Origin of the sequence: Saccharospirillum mangrovi (genome assembly GCF_003367315.1) — a bacterium.
GTDB classification, from domain to species: Bacteria; Pseudomonadota; Gammaproteobacteria; order Pseudomonadales; family Natronospirillaceae; genus Saccharospirillum; species Saccharospirillum mangrovi.
In genome coordinates this window covers 1,859,249-1,875,045 of the sequence record NZ_CP031415.1, presented here as the reverse complement: position 1 = coordinate 1,875,045, position 15,797 = coordinate 1,859,249, and the positions used below count along the sequence as shown (strand labels likewise).

General features: G+C 59.0%; 14 protein-coding genes. 6 read left to right on the top strand and 8 right to left on the bottom strand.

Features of this window, described 5'->3' with window-relative positions; genetic code table 11:
* Positions 1 to 4: 4 nt before the first annotated feature.
* From DW349_RS09045 to DW349_RS09030, 4 genes are all read right to left on the bottom strand, one after another.
* Positions 5 to 268, bottom strand: coding sequence for a hypothetical protein (locus DW349_RS09045; RefSeq protein ID WP_108127050.1), 264 nt, complete (start codon positions 266 to 268; stop codon positions 5 to 7).
* A complete protein-coding gene (locus DW349_RS09040; protein ID WP_108127052.1) occupies positions 268 to 621 on the bottom strand; it encodes a DsrE family protein in 354 nt (117 codons plus the stop codon). The genes DW349_RS09045 and DW349_RS09040 overlap by 1 nt, the downstream gene beginning before the upstream one ends.
* Complete coding sequence (tusD, locus tag DW349_RS09035; protein WP_108127054.1) at positions 618 to 1,007, bottom strand: sulfurtransferase complex subunit TusD; 390 nt, start codon at positions 1,005 to 1,007, stop codon at positions 618 to 620. Before tusD ends, DW349_RS09040 begins: the two co-directional genes overlap by 4 nt.
* Before the next feature lie 66 nt (positions 1,008 to 1,073).
* Positions 1,074 to 1,742, bottom strand: a complete 669-nt coding sequence (locus DW349_RS09030; RefSeq protein ID WP_108127056.1) for a Bax inhibitor-1/YccA family protein — start codon at positions 1,740 to 1,742, stop codon at positions 1,074 to 1,076.
* A 255-nt stretch (positions 1,743 to 1,997) separates the two neighbouring features.
* Between DW349_RS09030 and DW349_RS09025 the strand changes: the two genes are divergently transcribed.
* On the top strand, positions 1,998 to 2,627 hold the full coding sequence (locus DW349_RS09025) for a TetR/AcrR family transcriptional regulator (protein ID WP_108127058.1): 630 nt from the start codon (positions 1,998 to 2,000) through the stop codon (positions 2,625 to 2,627).
* On the opposite strand, the gene DW349_RS09020 is transcribed toward DW349_RS09025, so the two are convergent.
* A complete protein-coding gene (locus DW349_RS09020) occupies positions 2,624 to 3,385 on the bottom strand; it encodes an enoyl-CoA hydratase-related protein (RefSeq protein WP_108127060.1) in 762 nt (253 codons plus the stop codon). The two genes, DW349_RS09025 and DW349_RS09020, sit on opposite strands and share 4 nt — an antisense overlap.
* A gap of 121 nt (positions 3,386 to 3,506) precedes the next feature.
* Entirely contained in the window at positions 3,507 to 6,164 is a 2,658-nt protein-coding gene (locus DW349_RS09015; RefSeq protein WP_108127062.1) for a helicase-related protein, read from the bottom strand.
* A gap of 158 nt (positions 6,165 to 6,322) precedes the next feature.
* Here DW349_RS09015 and DW349_RS09010 point away from each other — a divergent pair, with 158 nt between their 5' ends.
* The gene (locus DW349_RS09010; protein WP_108127063.1) at positions 6,323 to 9,235 is read left to right on the top strand and encodes an insulinase family protein; all 2,913 of its coding nucleotides are present in this window, start codon (positions 6,323 to 6,325) and stop codon (positions 9,233 to 9,235) included.
* A gap of 150 nt (positions 9,236 to 9,385) precedes the next feature.
* A complete protein-coding gene (locus DW349_RS09005) occupies positions 9,386 to 10,000 on the top strand; it encodes a TetR/AcrR family transcriptional regulator (protein ID WP_108127065.1) in 615 nt (204 codons plus the stop codon).
* Here the strand turns inward: DW349_RS09005 and DW349_RS09000 are convergent.
* Positions 9,997 to 10,605 (bottom strand): short chain dehydrogenase, encoded by a 609-nt coding sequence (locus tag DW349_RS09000; RefSeq protein ID WP_108127067.1) that lies wholly within the window; start codon positions 10,603 to 10,605, stop codon positions 9,997 to 9,999. The genes DW349_RS09005 and DW349_RS09000 overlap by 4 nt on opposite strands.
* 496 nt (positions 10,606 to 11,101) lie before the next feature.
* Here DW349_RS09000 and DW349_RS08995 point away from each other — a divergent pair, with 496 nt between their 5' ends.
* Together DW349_RS08995 and DW349_RS08990 are read left to right on the top strand one after the other, a co-directional pair.
* Positions 11,102 to 13,570, top strand: coding sequence for a Kelch repeat-containing protein (locus DW349_RS08995; RefSeq protein WP_108127069.1), 2,469 nt, complete (start codon positions 11,102 to 11,104; stop codon positions 13,568 to 13,570).
* A 137-nt stretch (positions 13,571 to 13,707) separates the two neighbouring features.
* Entirely contained in the window at positions 13,708 to 14,202 is a 495-nt protein-coding gene (locus DW349_RS08990; protein ID WP_108127071.1) for a VOC family protein, read from the top strand.
* Between the two features lie 110 nt (positions 14,203 to 14,312).
* Here the strand turns inward: DW349_RS08990 and xthA are convergent, their stop codons facing one another.
* Positions 14,313 to 15,140 carry an exodeoxyribonuclease III gene (xthA, locus tag DW349_RS08985; RefSeq protein WP_108127073.1) on the bottom strand — a complete coding sequence of 276 codons (828 nt, stop codon included), beginning with the start codon at positions 15,138 to 15,140 and terminating at the stop codon, positions 14,313 to 14,315.
* Positions 15,141 to 15,220: 80 nt separating this feature from the next.
* Here xthA and DW349_RS08980 point away from each other — a divergent pair, with 80 nt between their 5' ends.
* Entirely contained in the window at positions 15,221 to 15,796 is a 576-nt protein-coding gene (locus DW349_RS08980) for a thymidine kinase (protein ID WP_108127075.1), read from the top strand.
* Position 15,797: the final 1 nt, after the last annotated feature.

Here is a 15,797-nt window from a genome sequence, read left to right as displayed (position 1 = left end):
GGTACTACCAGTGAACCAGAGGGGTGTGATCAATCGTCAGTTGCAGCCATTCGGTGTCGTCGATCTGTGTCCAGTCCGAATGCGGCTGTCCGCCCAAGGATTGGGCGTCACTGCGGCGAATACAACCCTGCGCCTGTGTCGGGTTGGCTTGCCACAGCATGACCCGGGCATCGCCACTGAGCAGTACCCAATCCTGCGGCGTCAACCAGGCATCAAATAACGCCAGTTGCTGACTGTCCGGACGGCGACTCAGCGTCAACAAAGCCATCAGAACACCTCCACGTAACGTGCTTGGCGCAGCAGCTGGGCCAGGTCATTGAGCGCCATGGGTTGCACGCTGTCGGGCGGAGTCTGTTCACCTAAAACCGATGCCTGATGTTCACGGCAATAAAACAAGGCATCGCTGCCGTACAGCGGTAATGCATCAAGCTGTCGTTGCAGTGATTTTCCCTCGTTCGGGTTCTGTTCCGGCGCCAGCCAGGCCAGGCCGTCGTGCCAGAAGACAACGGCATGTTCACGGTCAAACAGCGCCAGGCTCATGACCGCTTCGAGAATTTCTTCACTGCGGCGTTGCTGGTAGGGCGCAGAGGTGATTAATACCAGGGTTTCAAAGGTCGTCATCGAAAACTCACCACGCGGTCGCAGTCACCAAAACCCGCAGCCCACTGGCCCAGACCGACCAACTCGAATGGCGCTTCGACTGTGGCGATGGGTTTGGCTTGTCGTTGCGCTTCGGTGTCGTTCAACAAGCCCCGGTTGGCAGAGGCAGCGATGCACAGCAGTAATTCGCATTGAGTCTGTTGCTGAAGATCGATCCAGCGCTGCCGCCAGTCGGGTTCATCGGCTGACGGCGCTTGGGTGCTCAGGCCGCTATAAACCGCGTCCATGAAAAAGAACACCCGCACTAAACGATGGTCGCTGTCCGCCAGTGCAGCGGCAAAGGCCAGGGCATCCGCCTGGGCGTTGCTGCTCCAGGGCGCGGCGTAAACGTTCAACTGATAATTCATGCGCGGATAATACCTCAGCAGATACAAAAAAGGCCGCACAAGGCGGCCTTTTCAGCGGGACTCACTTCAGTCGTTCGACAAGGCGCCAACCAGGGCGAGCAGGTGAACGAAGAGGTTGTAGATGTCCAGGTACAGCGACACAGTCGCGCGGATGTAGTTGGTTTCGCCGCCGTTCACGATACGGCTGGTATCGAACAGGATCAGCAGAGACATCAGCAGCACCACACCGGCAGAAATCGCCAGGCTGACGGCCGGAATCGCGAAGAACAGGTTAGCCAGCATCGCCACCAGAACGACGATCAGACCAACCATGACAAAACCGCCCAAGAAGCTGAAATCTTTCTTGGTGGTTACTGCGTAGGCCGACAGACCGAACGTCACAATGGCGGTGCCACCCAGGGCCTGAGCGATGATAGCCGGGCCGTTCGACAGCGCCAGGTAGGCGTTAAGAATCGGACCTAAGCCCGCGCCCAGCAGGCCGGAAAAGACAAATGTCCAGACAATGCCCATGCCGGAATTCACGCTGCGGGGAATGGCAAACCAGAGGATACCGATGGCCGCCAGCGACATAATCAGGGATGCGCCGTGAGGCAGGCCCATTTGCATGGCAACCAACGCGCAGACGGCGCTGAACACCAGCGTCATCGACAGCAGGGCATAGGTATTGCGAAGAACTTTGTTCGTCGCCAGCGCCGATTCATTACGGCGTGTGGCAGTGCTCTGATAGTTGGCCATGAGCTCACCTCCATAGTTGTTGTGCGCTTCATCATATAGTCGTCGTAGGGCTTTTCAACAACGAAAGACGCGGGCTAAGGCGAGTCTTACCGATCCCTGACATTTTAAATGAGCCGATTATTTGTGGGCTGTCTGGTACCAAAGTGGCCCTGTTGTCGGTGTGTAAAAAAAGCCTGCATTGGTTGTGACGATCCGTTATATTCGCGTTTCAAACGCTCGTTTTAAACACGCACTCTATATCTGGATCGAATCTTCATGAGTCAAGCCGATACCGTTACCCGCATTCTCGATTCGGCCGAGGAACTCTTTGCAGAAAAGGGCTTTGCCGAAACCTCGCTGCGCATGATCACCACTCGAGCCAAGGTGAATCTGGCCGCCGTCAACTACCATTTCGGTTCCAAGAAAGACCTGATTCAAGCGGTCTTCGCCCGATTTCTGACCCCTTTTTGTGCCAAGCTCGATAAAGAGATGGCGGCGTTGATCGCCACCACCAAAGAACCCAATTTGCAGCAGGTTCTGGGCGTGCTGGCGCGTACCATGTTGACCGGGGTGCATTCGTCGAGTAATTCCAACAAATTGTCTGTGTTCATGCGCTTGCTGGGTTTGGCATACACCCAGGCGCAGGGGCATTTGCGTCGGTTCCTGAAATCGCACTACAACGAGACATACAACCGCTTTATCAGCTATCTGCGTGATGCCCATCCGGAGTTGTCGCCCAGGGAGATTTTCTGGCGCATTCACTTCGCCATTGGTGCCTGTGTGTTCACCATGTCCAGTATTGAAGTGTTGCGCGATATGGCGCAGGCGGATGTGGGCGAAGACACCGCCATCGATGAAGTGATGAATCAGTTGATTCCGTTTCTGGCTGCCGCCTTGGAGCGCTAATCGCGCGACACCGGCAGCACCGCACCCACGGTCAGTTCGCTGCGCACTTCGGTGGAGCAGTCGATCAGGCTTTCCAGCAAACCGTCGTCGTAGCTTTCATTGGCCGCTAAGTGCAGTACCGATTTAGTCGTCCGCAGCGACTCCACGCTGCGCGACAAAATGCCACGCACCAACACCTCAGCCACAGCGTCCAGTTCATCGCCCGGTACCAGTCGATTCACCAAACCCAGTCGCGTAGCGGTGTAAGCGTCGATGACTTCGCCGGTCAAGGCGTAATACTTGGCCGCCCGTTCTCCCAGCGCTTTCACCAGATAAGGGCTGCTCAGCGCCGGTACTTGCCCGAACAGGGATTCGGTAATGCAAAAGGCCGTGCGCTCGCTGGCTAACACCAGATCACAGCAACAGGCCAGGCCGACCGCCGCGGCGTTAACGTCGCCACGTACAGTGAGCAAAACAGGGGCGGGGAAGTTGTAGAGCGTTGCCAGCAGACGAGCGAGTTGTTCAGCGTCCTGTTGGTGTTCTGCGCGGCCGGCGTGTTGGCGGCGTTTCAGCCAGGCCCGGTCCGGGCCGGTGCAAAAGTGCGCACCTTGGCCGCTGAGCCAGATCAAACGCACTTCGGCATCGTCGGCCAGATCGTCCAGCGCGGTGACAAGAGTGCAGATCAGTTCATCGTCGTAGGCATTACCGGTTTCTGGTTTGTTCAACACGATTCGAACCAAACCCGCTTCCCGGCGTTCAACCAGTACTGTTTCCTTCATCGGCGTTCTTCTTGTTGTTCTGTAGGGCGAAGGTCCGTTTCACCCTAAACCAGATATCGAACGCCCGCTAGCGCTCAAAACGGTAATTTTTCGTAGCCGTTGGAAATCGTTTTCAAAACCGTCAAAGACTGCCGGGCGGCGCACACAGAATCAGTCGAATGCCCGCCGGTTGCAATTCAACCTGATCCCAGGCCGCGTCCAGTAATTCAGCCTGCATCTGGGCTTTCACAACATCCTGGTCGGTCACCAGCGGATTCACACCCGCCAGATATTGCAGCCGCTCAATGCGCGCCTGGTTGGTCGCCGCCAATGACGCCCGGGCGTTCGCCAGTGCCTGATCGAATTGTGTTTTCGCGTGGCCTTGGGCGATATCAAACAGCGGCGGAATGCGCTCCTTGGCCGATTGCACCAGTTTGCGGACGGTCTTGATCGGCAAGGTAGAAACCTGCGCCTGCAACACGTCCTGGCCCAGCGTTTGGGATAAATCCGAGCGTCCGCCTTCCAACGTCAGGGTGCGCAATAAGCCGGTGTCCAGATGCGGCCTGAGCGCGTGCGCGCTGCGTTCGGGAATACTCAGACGCCACTGGGTTTCGAGCAACAACTGACCGGCCGGTACCTGCTTGGTTTCCAGCAGCGCCACACTGGCCTGGCCCAATTGCGAGCCGGTGACTAAATCCAGCAAACCCAGCACCAGCGGGTGTTCCCAGGAAACGAAATGCACGTCTTCGCGCGCCAGGGCGGTATCGCGCTCAAAGCACACTAAAGCGCCGCCTTCCGGGATACCGGGGATAACCGGGATCAACATCTTGTCGGACGGAATCAATTCATAGACGCCGGTACTGATCGCTTCGAAATGCAGATTCAGCAAGTTCGCCGCCTGTTCAACCACATCTAAGGCGCTGTGCTGTTCCAGTGCAGCAACCGCGACGGCCAATTCGTCGGCCTCTGGTTGCCGACAGGAATTCAGTTCCAGCATGACGTCGCGGCCTTGTTCCAGCTCGGCGTTCAGTCGTTCCAGCTCGGCTTTAATTTGTTCGGTCTGCACCGCGTCGTCCGGGTCGGCCAGCCATTGTTCACCGTACTCGGCATGTACCTGTCCGGCCGCCGGTTGGTGTTGTTCAACGCAGTTGAGCACTTCGTGGAACCAGCGGAACCGGTGTTCGTCGTCGCTGTCGCTGAGATAGGGCAGGTGAATATGCACGGTATCAGTCTGGCCGATGCGATCGAGCCGGCCGATGCGTTGTTCCAAAACATCCGGGTGATCGGGCATATCCCAGAGCACCAGATGATGGCAGAACTGGAAGTTGCGGCCTTCGCCGCCAATCTCGGAGCAAACCAGAATCTGGGCGCCACCGTCGTCGGACGCAAAGTGGGCCGCTGCGCGGTCGCGCTCAATCAGGTTCAGGCCTTCATGAAAGGCGGTGGCTTCAATGCCCTGGTCGTGCCACAGCGAATGGGCCAGTTCTTGAGCGACCTCGGCGTGCTGGGCAATCAACAGCACTTTCTGATCGCGATGTTGCTTCAGCCAATCCACCAGCCAGCGGCGGCGTTCGGTGTCTGAATCAGCCGGGTGCGCTTCGGCCGAACGGCGCTGAAAACCACTGACACCGCGGCGGGTATTGCGGTACACCACCCGGCCGGGGCCGTGGCGGTCGAGCACTTCGTTGAGTGCACGCATGCGGTCGTCGTGCCACTCAATGCCCAGCGTTTTTAATTGCTGGATCAAGGCGTCGTCCACCCGATCCTGATACAGCGCTTGCGCCAGATCCGACAGCGCCAGGAAATGTGCTTCATCGGCCCGGTACTGGTCGAAGCTGGCGAAGCGGGAGGCATCGAGCAATTGCAACCGCTGGAAGTGCGCTTGCTGGCCCAGTTGCTCCGGCGTTGCCGTTAACAGCAACAGATGCGGCGCGCGTTGGGCGATGGTCAGCCAGGACGATTCAACGTCAGCTTCGTCCGGCTCGGCCATATCCAGATGGTGTGCTTCATCGACCACCAGCATGTCCCATTCCTGAGCGGTCACCCAGGCCATTTCTTCGGCATTGCTGAGCAGAGAATGCGGGATCAGATGCACCTGGCCGAGGCCGAAATCGTGGTCACTGAACTGATAGAACTCGGGCTGAATGGCAAAGCGGCGCACCAGCTCGACCAGCCACTGCGCCTGCAATGCGTCCGGCACAGCGATCAACACCCGTGATGCCCGGCCTTGCTGGCGCAGCCGGTTAATGATCAAGCCCGCTTCGATGGTCTTACCCAGGCCAACCTCGTCAGACAGCAACGCCCGCACCCGGCTGTGCTGCGTAGCCTGGAAAGCGACATACAACTGATGCGGCAACAGGCTGGAACGCGTGCCCAGCAAGCCGTTGAGATGCTGGTTCCAAATGGCCTGATGGCCGTTCGACAACGCCGAACGAAAGGCGAACCAGTTGGGGTGGTCGGTCTGACCGGTCAACAGACGGGTGAGGGGATTATCGTGATCGATGCGGTCGGCCAGCTCGCTTTCCGGCACCATGCCGGCCTCGGTCTCGTACACCAACAGGCCTTTCAATTCGTGCACTGCGATAACGTCGGTCTCGCCCTGGTCGCGGCGTTCAATGCGGTCGCCGACATCAAAGCGGATGCGGGTCAGCGGCGGCTCGCGCAGAGCGTAACAACGTTCGTCGTCGGCGCTGGGGAAATACAGTGTCACGGTGCGCGCATCCACGCTTTGCACCAGGCCCAGTCCCAATTCCGGTTCGCCATCGGCCAGCCAGCGTTGGCCCTGCATAAATTCAGACATTTCGACCTCACATCCCCAAAAGGGCCGGTATTCTACGGAAACTGCGCAGGCATGAAAGCGTAGCAGGGCAAACGCCGTGTGTTTGGCGTTGCGGGGCTTGCGCTGCGGCCGCAGAACCCCATTATGGATGGCTGAATATTCAAGGTTTGACTCTCATCATGACCGCTAATGCCCACACCTCGTTCGACCATCTCGAAAGCCGTCGCATCGACTCGCTGAACGTCACGCTGGAACACTATCGCCACCGCCAGACCGGGGCCGATCATTTCCACATCGCCAGCGAAAACCCGGAAAACGTCTTTATGGTTGCGCTGCGCACCATGCCGACCGATTCCACCGGCGTCGCCCACATTCTCGAACACACGGCGTTATGCGGCAGTGAAAAATACCCGGTGCGCGATCCGTTCTTCATGATGACGCGGCGTTCGCTGAACACCTTTATGAACGCCATGACCAGCAGCGACTGGACCGCCTATCCGTTCGCCAGTGAAAACACCCAGGACTACGAAAACCTGCTGTCGGTCTATCTCGACGCCGTTTTCTTCTCCAATCTGAACGAACTCGACTTCCGTCAGGAAGGCCATCGCCTGGAATTCACTGAACCGACTGATCCAGGCACACCATTGATCTACAAAGGCGTCGTGTTCAACGAAATGAAAGGCGCCATGAGTTCGCCGGTCAGCCAGTTGTATCAGGCGATCAAGCATTATTTGTTTCCGTACAACACCTACCACTACAACAGCGGTGGCGACCCGGAAGCCATTACCGACCTGAGCTACGAACAGCTCAAGGCGTTCTACAAAACCCATTACCACCCCAGCAACGCCAGCTTCTTCACCTTTGGCGACCGCCCGGCGGCCGACATTCAACAGCGCATTCACGACCAGGCGCTGCATCGCTTCAAAGCGCTCGACCATAAACTCTCGGTGCCGCTGGAACGCCGTTTCAACCGCATTCTGCGCGTTGAAGACGCCTACGCCGCCGAAGGCGACGACCTGGCCGGCAAGACGCACCACGTTTATGGCTGGTTACTTGGCGAATCAACCGATTTGTTTGGGCAACTGGAAGCGCACCTACTCAGCGATGTGTTGCTCGACAACAGCGCCTCGCCGCTGCGTCAGGCGCTGGAAAACACCGATCTGGGCTCGAATCCGTCGCCGATGTGCGGCCTGGAAGACTCCAACCGCGAGATGATGTTCGTCTGCGGTCTGGAAGGCAGCGAGCCGGAAAAAGCCGCCGAATTCGAACAACTGGTGCTCGATACGCTGACCGAAGTCGCCAACAAAGGCGTACCACAAGCCGACGTTGAAGCCATGTTGCACCAGTTGGAATTGTCGCAGCGCGAAGTGACAGGCGATGGCATGCCCTACGGCATGCAACTGATTTTCACCGTCGTCGGCGCCGCCACTCACGGCGGCTCAGTGATGGACTCGCTGGACATCGACCCGGCACTCGCCAAGCTGCGCGAACTGGCGCGCGACCCGGACTACATTCCCAGCCTGATTCGCCGCCTGCTGCTCGACAACGTGCACCGCGTGCGCCTGACACTGCGCCCGGATGCCGAGTTGCACCAACACCAGCTCGACAACGAACGCGCCAAACTCGACCGCATCCAGCAAAGCCTGAGCGACGCCGACCAACACGCCATTGTCGATCAGGCCGTCGCCTTGAAAGCCCGCCAGGAAGAGGAAGACGACGCCGGCCAACTGCCCAAGGTAACGCTGGCCGACGTTAAACCGGACGTGAAACGCATCGCTCCGGTCGCCGAAGGCGCCATCACCCGCTATCAGGCCGGCACCAACGGCCTGGGGTATCAGCAATGGTATCTGCCGCTGCCGGACCTGAGCGCCGATGAACTGGCCCTGTTGCCGCTGTACACCGCCTTGCTCACCGAAGTCGGCGCCGGCGATAAAGATTACCTGGGCATGCAGCAATGGCAGGCCGCGCGGACTGGCAGTGTCAGCATCTACAGCCAGTTCCGCAGCCCGCTCGACAGCGTAGATCGCGTTGGTGGTTACCTGGTGCTCTCTGGCCGCGCGCTGGTGCGGCATTTCGATGAGCTGACGCAGATTCTGACCCAACACTGGACGTCACCGCGTTTCGACGAAAAGACCCGTATCCGCGACCTGCTCACTCAACTGTGCGCTCGCCGAGAACAAAGCGTCACCGGCCAGGGCCACGCGCTGGCAATGCAGACCGCCAGCAGCTTCCACAACCGCGCCAACGCCCTGACTTACGACATGAGCGGCCTGCCGTCGATTCGCCGCGTAAAAGCCTGGCTGAAAGATTTCAAAGCCGACGACAAGCGCTTCGACGCCTGGCTGGCGCAGCTGAGCAACCTGCACGCCAAACTCTCGGACCAACGCGGTCTGGCGGTGCTGGTCGGTGAACCGTCCGAGCTGGATAAACTGACCCAACTCACCGAGACATTTGGCCTGGCGCAACGCACCGACAACCTGTCGGCACCCGACCAAAGCGCCTCGTTCAGCGCCGCCGGCCAACGCCTGGCCTGGGCGGTGAACACCCAGGTGAACTTCTGCTCGGCCGCCTATCCGACGGTATTGCCAGAACACGAAGATTCCGCTGCGCTCACCGTGCTCGCTGGCGTGCTGCGCGATAACTTCCTGCACCGCACCATCCGCGAACAGGGCGGTGCTTACGGCGGCGGCGCCAGCCACGATTCGAATACCGGCACCTTCCGCTTCTATTCCTACCGCGACCCGCGCATCGACGGCACCCTGGCCGATTTCCGCGCCAGCCTCGACTGGGTACGCGATACCGGCGCCACCGCCGAGCAAGTGGAATCGGCCATTCTGGGCGTAGTCAGCTCAATGGATAAACCCGGCTCACCGGCCGGCGAAGCCAAGCAGGCGTTCCAGAACCGGCTGTTCGGCCGCACCGATGCCTTCCGCAAGGCATACCGAGAAGCCCTGCTGGCGGTCACCCCAAGCGACATTGGCCGTGTCGCCGAGCGCTATTTCGACCCGGCCACAGCATCGGAAGCCGTAGTCACCGACCGCGAACATGCCGACCAACTGGCCGGGCAGGGGTTCAGCGTCGAAACGCTGTAATACCCGCCGCACCACCTAAACAGGCCCCGTTTTCGGGGCCTGTTTTTTTTCGGCGTTATCGTTTGCTTGCAAAACCAACCGTGTATTCGTTCGGAACAGTCGTCGCCTTGGTATATAATTACACTCAGTATACTTTTTAAGAGACCGCAGATGACCGCAACCGATACCTCCGCAGCACCGGAATCGGCCCGTGAGCGCAAGCGCCGTGAAACGCGTCGGCGTATTGCTGAAACCGGCCTGAAACTGTTCATTGTGAATGGCTACGACGGCACCACACTGGACGCCATTGCCGAAGCTGCGGGCATTTCTCGGCGCACCTTTTTTTATTATTTCAAATCCAAAGAAGAGGTGTTGTTAGCCTGGCAGGGCAGTGGTTTTGAAGAAGCGCTGGCACCAGCCATTGCGGCCAGTTCGCCGACGGGCGATCCGTTGCAAACCGTGCAGCAATGCCTGACGGAACTCAGTGGCCGCTATGAAACGCCGGAATCTTTGATCGTCGATCAGTTACTGCGTTCAACAGAAACCTTACGTCTGCGCAAGGAAGCGCTGTTTATGCAGATGGAAGCGACCCTGTTCGAGGCGCTGTGTCAGGTATGGCCCGAGCCGGAACAAAAACCGCAGTTGCAGATGGTAGCGATAGTGGGCATGGGCGCCTTTCGTCTGGCGATGGAAGCCTGGCGTCAGGCGGGCGGTGCCAAACCCTTATCGGCCTATATAACGCAGGGTTTTGACGCGTTCAAAACCCTGCAACAAAAACCCGCTTAACAGTCAGTTTTGTACAACTTCAGGATGCGACCGTTCATCGGCGTGGCAGCCGCGCGGTAGTAGGCCAGCGCCACTTCGCGGGCATCCACCGGGGTAAAGCCAGGGAAGAAATCGTAGTAGGCGGTCGATTCAGTCAGCACCGTAGGGCTGACGCAGTTAATGCGAATACCCCGCGGCAATTCAACCGCCGCTGCTTTAACAAAACCCTCCACCATATAGTTCACGGTCGTGCTGACGGTGCCGCCGTGCAGGAACTCGTCCGTCAACACGCCGGAGATCAGCGTGAAGCTGCCCCGGTCGCTGATGTGCGGCAGAGCAGCGCGAACCAGATTGATCTGGCCCATGCCTTTACTCTTGATCGAGTTTTCCCACTGCTCGTCAGTCATCTGTTCAAAGGGGCCGGGAAATACATCACCGGCTGCGTTAGCCAGCACATCGAAGCGGCCAATGCGGCTGAACAGGGCTTTCAGGCTGGCTATGTCGGTCATGTCGGCCTGGAAATCTCCAGACGTGCGGCCAACGGTGACCACCTCGTGGCCTTGTTCGACAAACATCTTTTGCACGGCGGAACCCACGGTTCCAGTGCCAATCACAACGATTTTCATGAGCGGATCCTCTTAAAGGGGCGAATAACGTCAAGGCGTATGGCCGGGCTGACCTTGTGCTTTACAACGGGTCGGTCACAGCTGGCAAAACATTACACCGAGTGCAATTTAAAGTCTACACTCAGTGTAATTTTGGCTGTGTTTAGGGGTGGCTGACTCTTGGCCGCTCGGTGAGGTTTGCTTCGTTGTGGATTTAGGGAAAATCACGGCCTTGGCACTTAAACATACGCCGTCATCCCGGCCTTGAGCCGGCATACCGGGGCAAAATTGAGGGGTCAAAATCGAGTGTTCAGGCTATCTCTCTTCCCCCCAAACCCACCACCAACCCAAAAATCCACCCAAATTCAAACGCTAAACCCCGAATACCCCCGAAAATACCTCGATCATTAAAACGATTACTCAAACGACCCTCCCTTAGCATGGGCGTATTGCCTGAATGATCAGGCATTGGGCTGGTGCCATTGGCCCGCCAAGAACGCCATAACAGGGAGTCGTGATGATGCAATACATCCATCGTTCCATCCGCAACCGGCCAGGCATTACCTTGCTTTGGGCCGGTTTTTTATTGGCCGTGCTGGCCGGTTGTTTGCCCACTGAGATTCAATTCGAACAGCCTGGCACCGCCCGGTTGGTGGTGGGCGAGGTGTTTTCCAATCCGGCGCGTTCGGGTGTGCCCGCCCATTACGAAAGCAACCGCCCCGAAGTAGCCAGGGTCGATAGCAACGGCACCGTGACCGCGCTGGCCCCCGGCCGGGCGGTGATTTCTGCCTCCAACCGGGACGATTTCGCCCAGTACCCGGTCGAGGTGATCAACCGTAACGTCTCGCTCAGCGCCTGGGTGGGCGAAGACAGCGCGCAGCTCTTTGCATCGGAAGGGCTGGATGGCGTGGAACTGCTCAGCAGCAGCGACCCGGATTGCGATTTCAACATCATCAACCGCTGCGCCGATAACCAGCGCCGCTTTGTGCACCAAACCGCGCTGGCGGGCGGTGGGTTATCGTTATCACAACCCCAGTTCTACCAACTGCGGTACGGCGAACGGCAACTGAACCTGGGGTTGAACGCCCGTGAATTCTCCGCCCGGTTTAACCACCAGGTGGCGGTGTTCCAGGGCCAGTTGTGGCTGGTGGACGCTCGGCTGCATGACGACCGAACGGCTTACAGCGACCTCTGGTCGTCGCGCGATGGCACCACCTGGGTGCACCGGGGCAGCCAGGCGTTTCCGGAGGGGGGCATTGGTTCGGGACCCGACAATCACCTGCGGGTATTCAACGACGAACTCTGGCTGATCAATACATACACGGTGGAAGCCTGGTCGTCGCCCAATGGCGTGGACTGGACGGCGCAGAGCATGAACCTGCCGTTCGACAGTCGAACCGACAGCCAGGTGGTGGTGTTTCCGATGGCGGGCGAGGCGCGGTTGTGGGTGATTGGGGGTGAGTCCAATATCGACAACGGCGACGGCACGAGCACGACTGAGTACACAAACACGGTCTGGACCTCGGCCGATGGTCGCCAGTGGACGGCACTGACGCAGGCGGCGCCTTTTCCGGGCCGCCGAGGCCACCAGACCGTGGCCTATCGCAACCGGCTGTGGGTGGTCGGTGGAAAAGTTGGCAAAAGCCCCCGGACCAACGATGTCTGGTCGTCGAACGACGGGCAGCACTGGCGTCAGGAAATCGCCTCGGCGGCGTTTTCGCCGCGCTATTCTCACAGTCTGGTGGTCTTCAACGATTCCGCAGCCGACGGGGATGAGCAGCTTTGGTTGATTGGGGGGCCTAGAAACGATGTCTGGTCCTCCCGCGATGGGCGCAACTGGACCCAACACACCCCCTCGGCGGCTTTTTCTGTTACCGACTCAATACCAGCCGTCGTCTTCAACAAGCAACTGTGGTTGATCGGTGGCTTTGCGAGGTTGTATAGAACCAACGACATCTGGTCTTCCCGCGATGGCGAAGCCTGGAAGGCCCACACCACCCAGGCACCCTATACCGCCCGTCGCCTGCACCAGGTGGTCACGTTCAACGGTCGCTTCTGGTTGATCGGTGGCGAGGACGGTAACAGTGGTCGGGACGATAGCTTCGTTGGCGATGACCACTATCGCAACGACATCTGGTCGTCCGCCGATGGCCTGCACTGGGTGCAGCACAGTGCCCAGGCTGATTTTTCGGCCCGTGCTGGCCACCAGCTGGTGGTGTTCCGGCAACGGCTGTGGCTGATCGGCGGCGAAAGCGCACAGGGGCGGTTGAACGATGTCTGGTCGTCGGCCGATGGCATTCACTGGACGCAGCACACCCAAGCCGCCGAATTCCCGGCGCGTTCACACCACCAGGTGGTGGCCTTCCAGGGGCAGTTGGTGCTGGTGGGCGGCAGGACTAACCCTGACCCCTATACGGACCGACTGGCCGATGTGTGGGCGTCGACCGATGGCGTCCACTGGGAACGGCTCGCCGACGGCGCCTTTCCCGAGCGCATGGGCCACCAACTGGTGGTGTTTAACGGCCAGCTATTGTTGATTGGTGGTAACAAAAATTCAGGCTTCCTGAACGACGTCTGGTCTTCCAACGATGGCCGCCGCTGGGCCGAGCGCACGCCAGCGGCAGCGTTCTCGGGTCGGTATGCTCACCAGGTGGTGGTAACGCAGGATCCTCAAGGCGAACGACTGTGGTTGATGGGCGGTGGGAAGAGCTTCCTTAATGAGTACGCCAGTCGTTACCAGGACGACCTCTGGACCTCCCGCAATGGCATCGACTGGACGGCCATCGACCCACCCCGGCCGTTCGGCAATCGCGGTGGTCACCAGATGCTGGCGGCCAACGGCCACCTCTGGCTGTTCGGTGGGTTGAATACCTATTTGGACAATTACCCCAGCGGTATTGGCTACCTGAACGATGTCTGGAAATCGGCCAATGGTACGGATTGGCAGTTGGGGTTGGCGGTGAGTGGGGAGTTTCCGCTGCGGTAGGCGGTATGTTGGTTTAAAAGGCCCTTCGGGGCCTTTTTTGTGGCCGTTGTGTTGCCAGGCAATGGTCGAAACCGAGCGCGGTTGATCGACTAGACTGCACTGGCTCGGCACCCGCCGGACCTCACCGGGAGAACGCTATGAAACTGTCTCACCCAATCGCCCCTTGCTTATGGTTCAACGACCAGGCCGAAGCCGCGGCCCGCTATTACACCGAGGTGTTTCCCAATAGCCACGTCGGCCACATTGCCCGTTATTCGGAGGTCGGCCGTGAACACCACGGCCAGGTGCCGGGTTCGGTGCTCACCGTTGAGTTCAGCCTTGCCGGCCAGCCTTTTACGGCCTTGAATGGCGGCCCGGTGTTTGCGCTGTCGGAAGCGGTGTCGTTTCAGGTGTATTGCGACGACCAGGCGGAAATTGATTACTACTGGCAGGCCCTGAGCGCCGGCGGCCAGGAACAACCCTGCGGCTGGACGCGCGATCGGTTCGGGCTGTCGTGGCAAGTGGTGCCGTACTCAATGCTGGACATGATGCAGCAGGGCAGCGACGAGCAGATGGCGCGGATGATGACCGTGCTGTTCACCATGACCAAACTCGACAAAGCCCAACTGGACGCGGCATTTTACGGCCAGTAATGGCGACCGTGTAGACGTTATTAAGCAGAAATAGCCCGCCAGCGGACACACCAGAGACACAGAGTGTGCAATACGAGCTGAGCTTTCTTTAAACGGCTACACGGTAGCCGTTAAGCCAATTTCAAATCCAGGTCTAACCAGGCCGGGGCGTGGTCGGACGGGCGCTCCAGGCCGCGAATGTCGTAGTCGATGCCGGCACCGCGAATCAACGGCACCAGAGGCTGGGTGATCAACAGATGGTCAATGCGCAGGCCGCGTTTGGGCGTGTCTTCAAAACCTTTGGAGCGGTAGTCGAACCAACTGAAACGGTCGTTGTTGCTTGGGTAGAGGTGGCGGTAGCTGTCGGTCAGGCCCCAGGCGCGCAGTTTTTCAAACCAGCCGCGCTCTTCGGGTTGGAAGGCGGATTTACCTTCGCGCAGCCAGCGGGCGACGTTCTTCTCGCCAATGCCCAGGTCTTCATCGACTGGGGCGATGTTGAAATCGCCCAGAATAACGATGAGGTCGTCCGGTGTGGCGTTGGTTTCCAGCCAGTTCAGCAAGTCGGCATAGAAGCGGCGTTTGGCCGGCCATTTGGTTTCGTGGTGGATGCTTTCGCCTTGCGGGAAATAGCCGTTCAGCACCGTTAATGTACGGCCATCGGCCAGGGCATGACGGCTGATCAGCATGCGGCGCTGGGCGTCGTCTTCGTCGCCCGGAAAGCCGCGTTCCACGCTTTGCGGGGCAATGCGGCTCAGCGTTGCCACGCCGTAATGGCCTTTCTGGCCCCAGGTGACCGAGCTTAAACCGCTGGCTTGTTCGACTTCAGCGTGGGGGTAGATGTCGTCGTGAACTTTGATTTCCTGAAGGCAAAGGATGTCCGGGTCCTGGACCTTGCGCAGCGCTTCCAGTTGGTGCAGCCGGGCACGTATGCCATTGATATTGAACGAAATGATGCGCATGGTAAGGCTTTCCCCAGTCAGACAGTGGCGGCTATTATTGCGAACCGCCGCTCGCTTTGAAACCAGGAATCCCGCGTCCCATGGCCCAACTCTATTTCTACTATTCGGCAATGAACGCCGGTAAATCGACGTCCTTGCTGCAATCGGAATACAACTACCGCGAGCGCGGCATGAAGGCGCTGCTGCTGACCGCACGCATTGATGACCGCTACGGCCAGGGCGTGATCCGCTCGCGCATCGGCCTGGAAAAACCGGCCGATTGTTTTGATGCCGAGACCGATCTGCTGGCCTGGTATCGCGACAAAGGCGAAACAGCCGACTGCATTCTGGTCGATGAAGCCCAGTTTCTGAGCCGCGAGCAGGTCGATCAACTGGCGACGCTGGTCGATGACGACGATGTGCCGGTGCTGTGTTTCGGCATTCGAACCGATTTTCGCGGCGAGCTTTTCCCCGGTTCCGAACGCCTGCTGGCCATTGCCGACAAACTCAGTGAATTGAAGACCGTCTGCTTCTGCGGCCGCAAAGCCATTATGGTGGCGCGCCTGGACGAAAACGGCCGCGCCATCGCCGAAGGCGACCAGGTGGTGATTGGCGGCAACGAGCGTTATGTCTCAATGTGCCGACGCCATTACAAAGAAGCCATTGCCGGCGCTTGAC

What these genes read in the sequence shown, in the direction of transcription:
- DW349_RS09045 (WP_108127050.1), bottom strand. Translation starts at nt 268, where the DNA reads ATGGCTTTGTTGACGCTGAGTCGCCGTCCGGACAGTCAGCAACTGGCG.
- DW349_RS09040 (WP_108127052.1), bottom strand. Translation starts at nt 621, where the DNA reads ATGACGACCTTTGAAACCCTGGTATTAATCACCTCTGCGCCCTACCAG.
- tusD (WP_108127054.1), bottom strand. Translation starts at nt 1,007, where the DNA reads ATGAATTATCAGTTGAACGTTTACGCCGCGCCCTGGAGCAGCAACGCC.
- DW349_RS09030 (WP_108127056.1), bottom strand. Translation starts at nt 1,742, where the DNA reads ATGGCCAACTATCAGAGCACTGCCACACGCCGTAATGAATCGGCGCTG.
- DW349_RS09025 (WP_108127058.1), top strand. Translation starts at nt 1,998, where the DNA reads ATGAGTCAAGCCGATACCGTTACCCGCATTCTCGATTCGGCCGAGGAA.
- DW349_RS09020 (WP_108127060.1), bottom strand. Translation starts at nt 3,385, where the DNA reads ATGAAGGAAACAGTACTGGTTGAACGCCGGGAAGCGGGTTTGGTTCGA.
- DW349_RS09015 (WP_108127062.1), bottom strand. Translation starts at nt 6,164, where the DNA reads ATGTCTGAATTTATGCAGGGCCAACGCTGGCTGGCCGATGGCGAACCG.
- DW349_RS09010 (WP_108127063.1), top strand. Translation starts at nt 6,323, where the DNA reads ATGACCGCTAATGCCCACACCTCGTTCGACCATCTCGAAAGCCGTCGC.
- DW349_RS09005 (WP_108127065.1), top strand. Translation starts at nt 9,386, where the DNA reads ATGACCGCAACCGATACCTCCGCAGCACCGGAATCGGCCCGTGAGCGC.
- DW349_RS09000 (WP_108127067.1), bottom strand. Translation starts at nt 10,605, where the DNA reads ATGAAAATCGTTGTGATTGGCACTGGAACCGTGGGTTCCGCCGTGCAA.
- DW349_RS08995 (WP_108127069.1), top strand. Translation starts at nt 11,102, where the DNA reads ATGATGCAATACATCCATCGTTCCATCCGCAACCGGCCAGGCATTACC.
- DW349_RS08990 (WP_108127071.1), top strand. Translation starts at nt 13,708, where the DNA reads ATGAAACTGTCTCACCCAATCGCCCCTTGCTTATGGTTCAACGACCAG.
- xthA (WP_108127073.1), bottom strand. Translation starts at nt 15,140, where the DNA reads ATGCGCATCATTTCGTTCAATATCAATGGCATACGTGCCCGGCTGCAC.
- DW349_RS08980 (WP_108127075.1), top strand. Translation starts at nt 15,221, where the DNA reads ATGGCCCAACTCTATTTCTACTATTCGGCAATGAACGCCGGTAAATCG.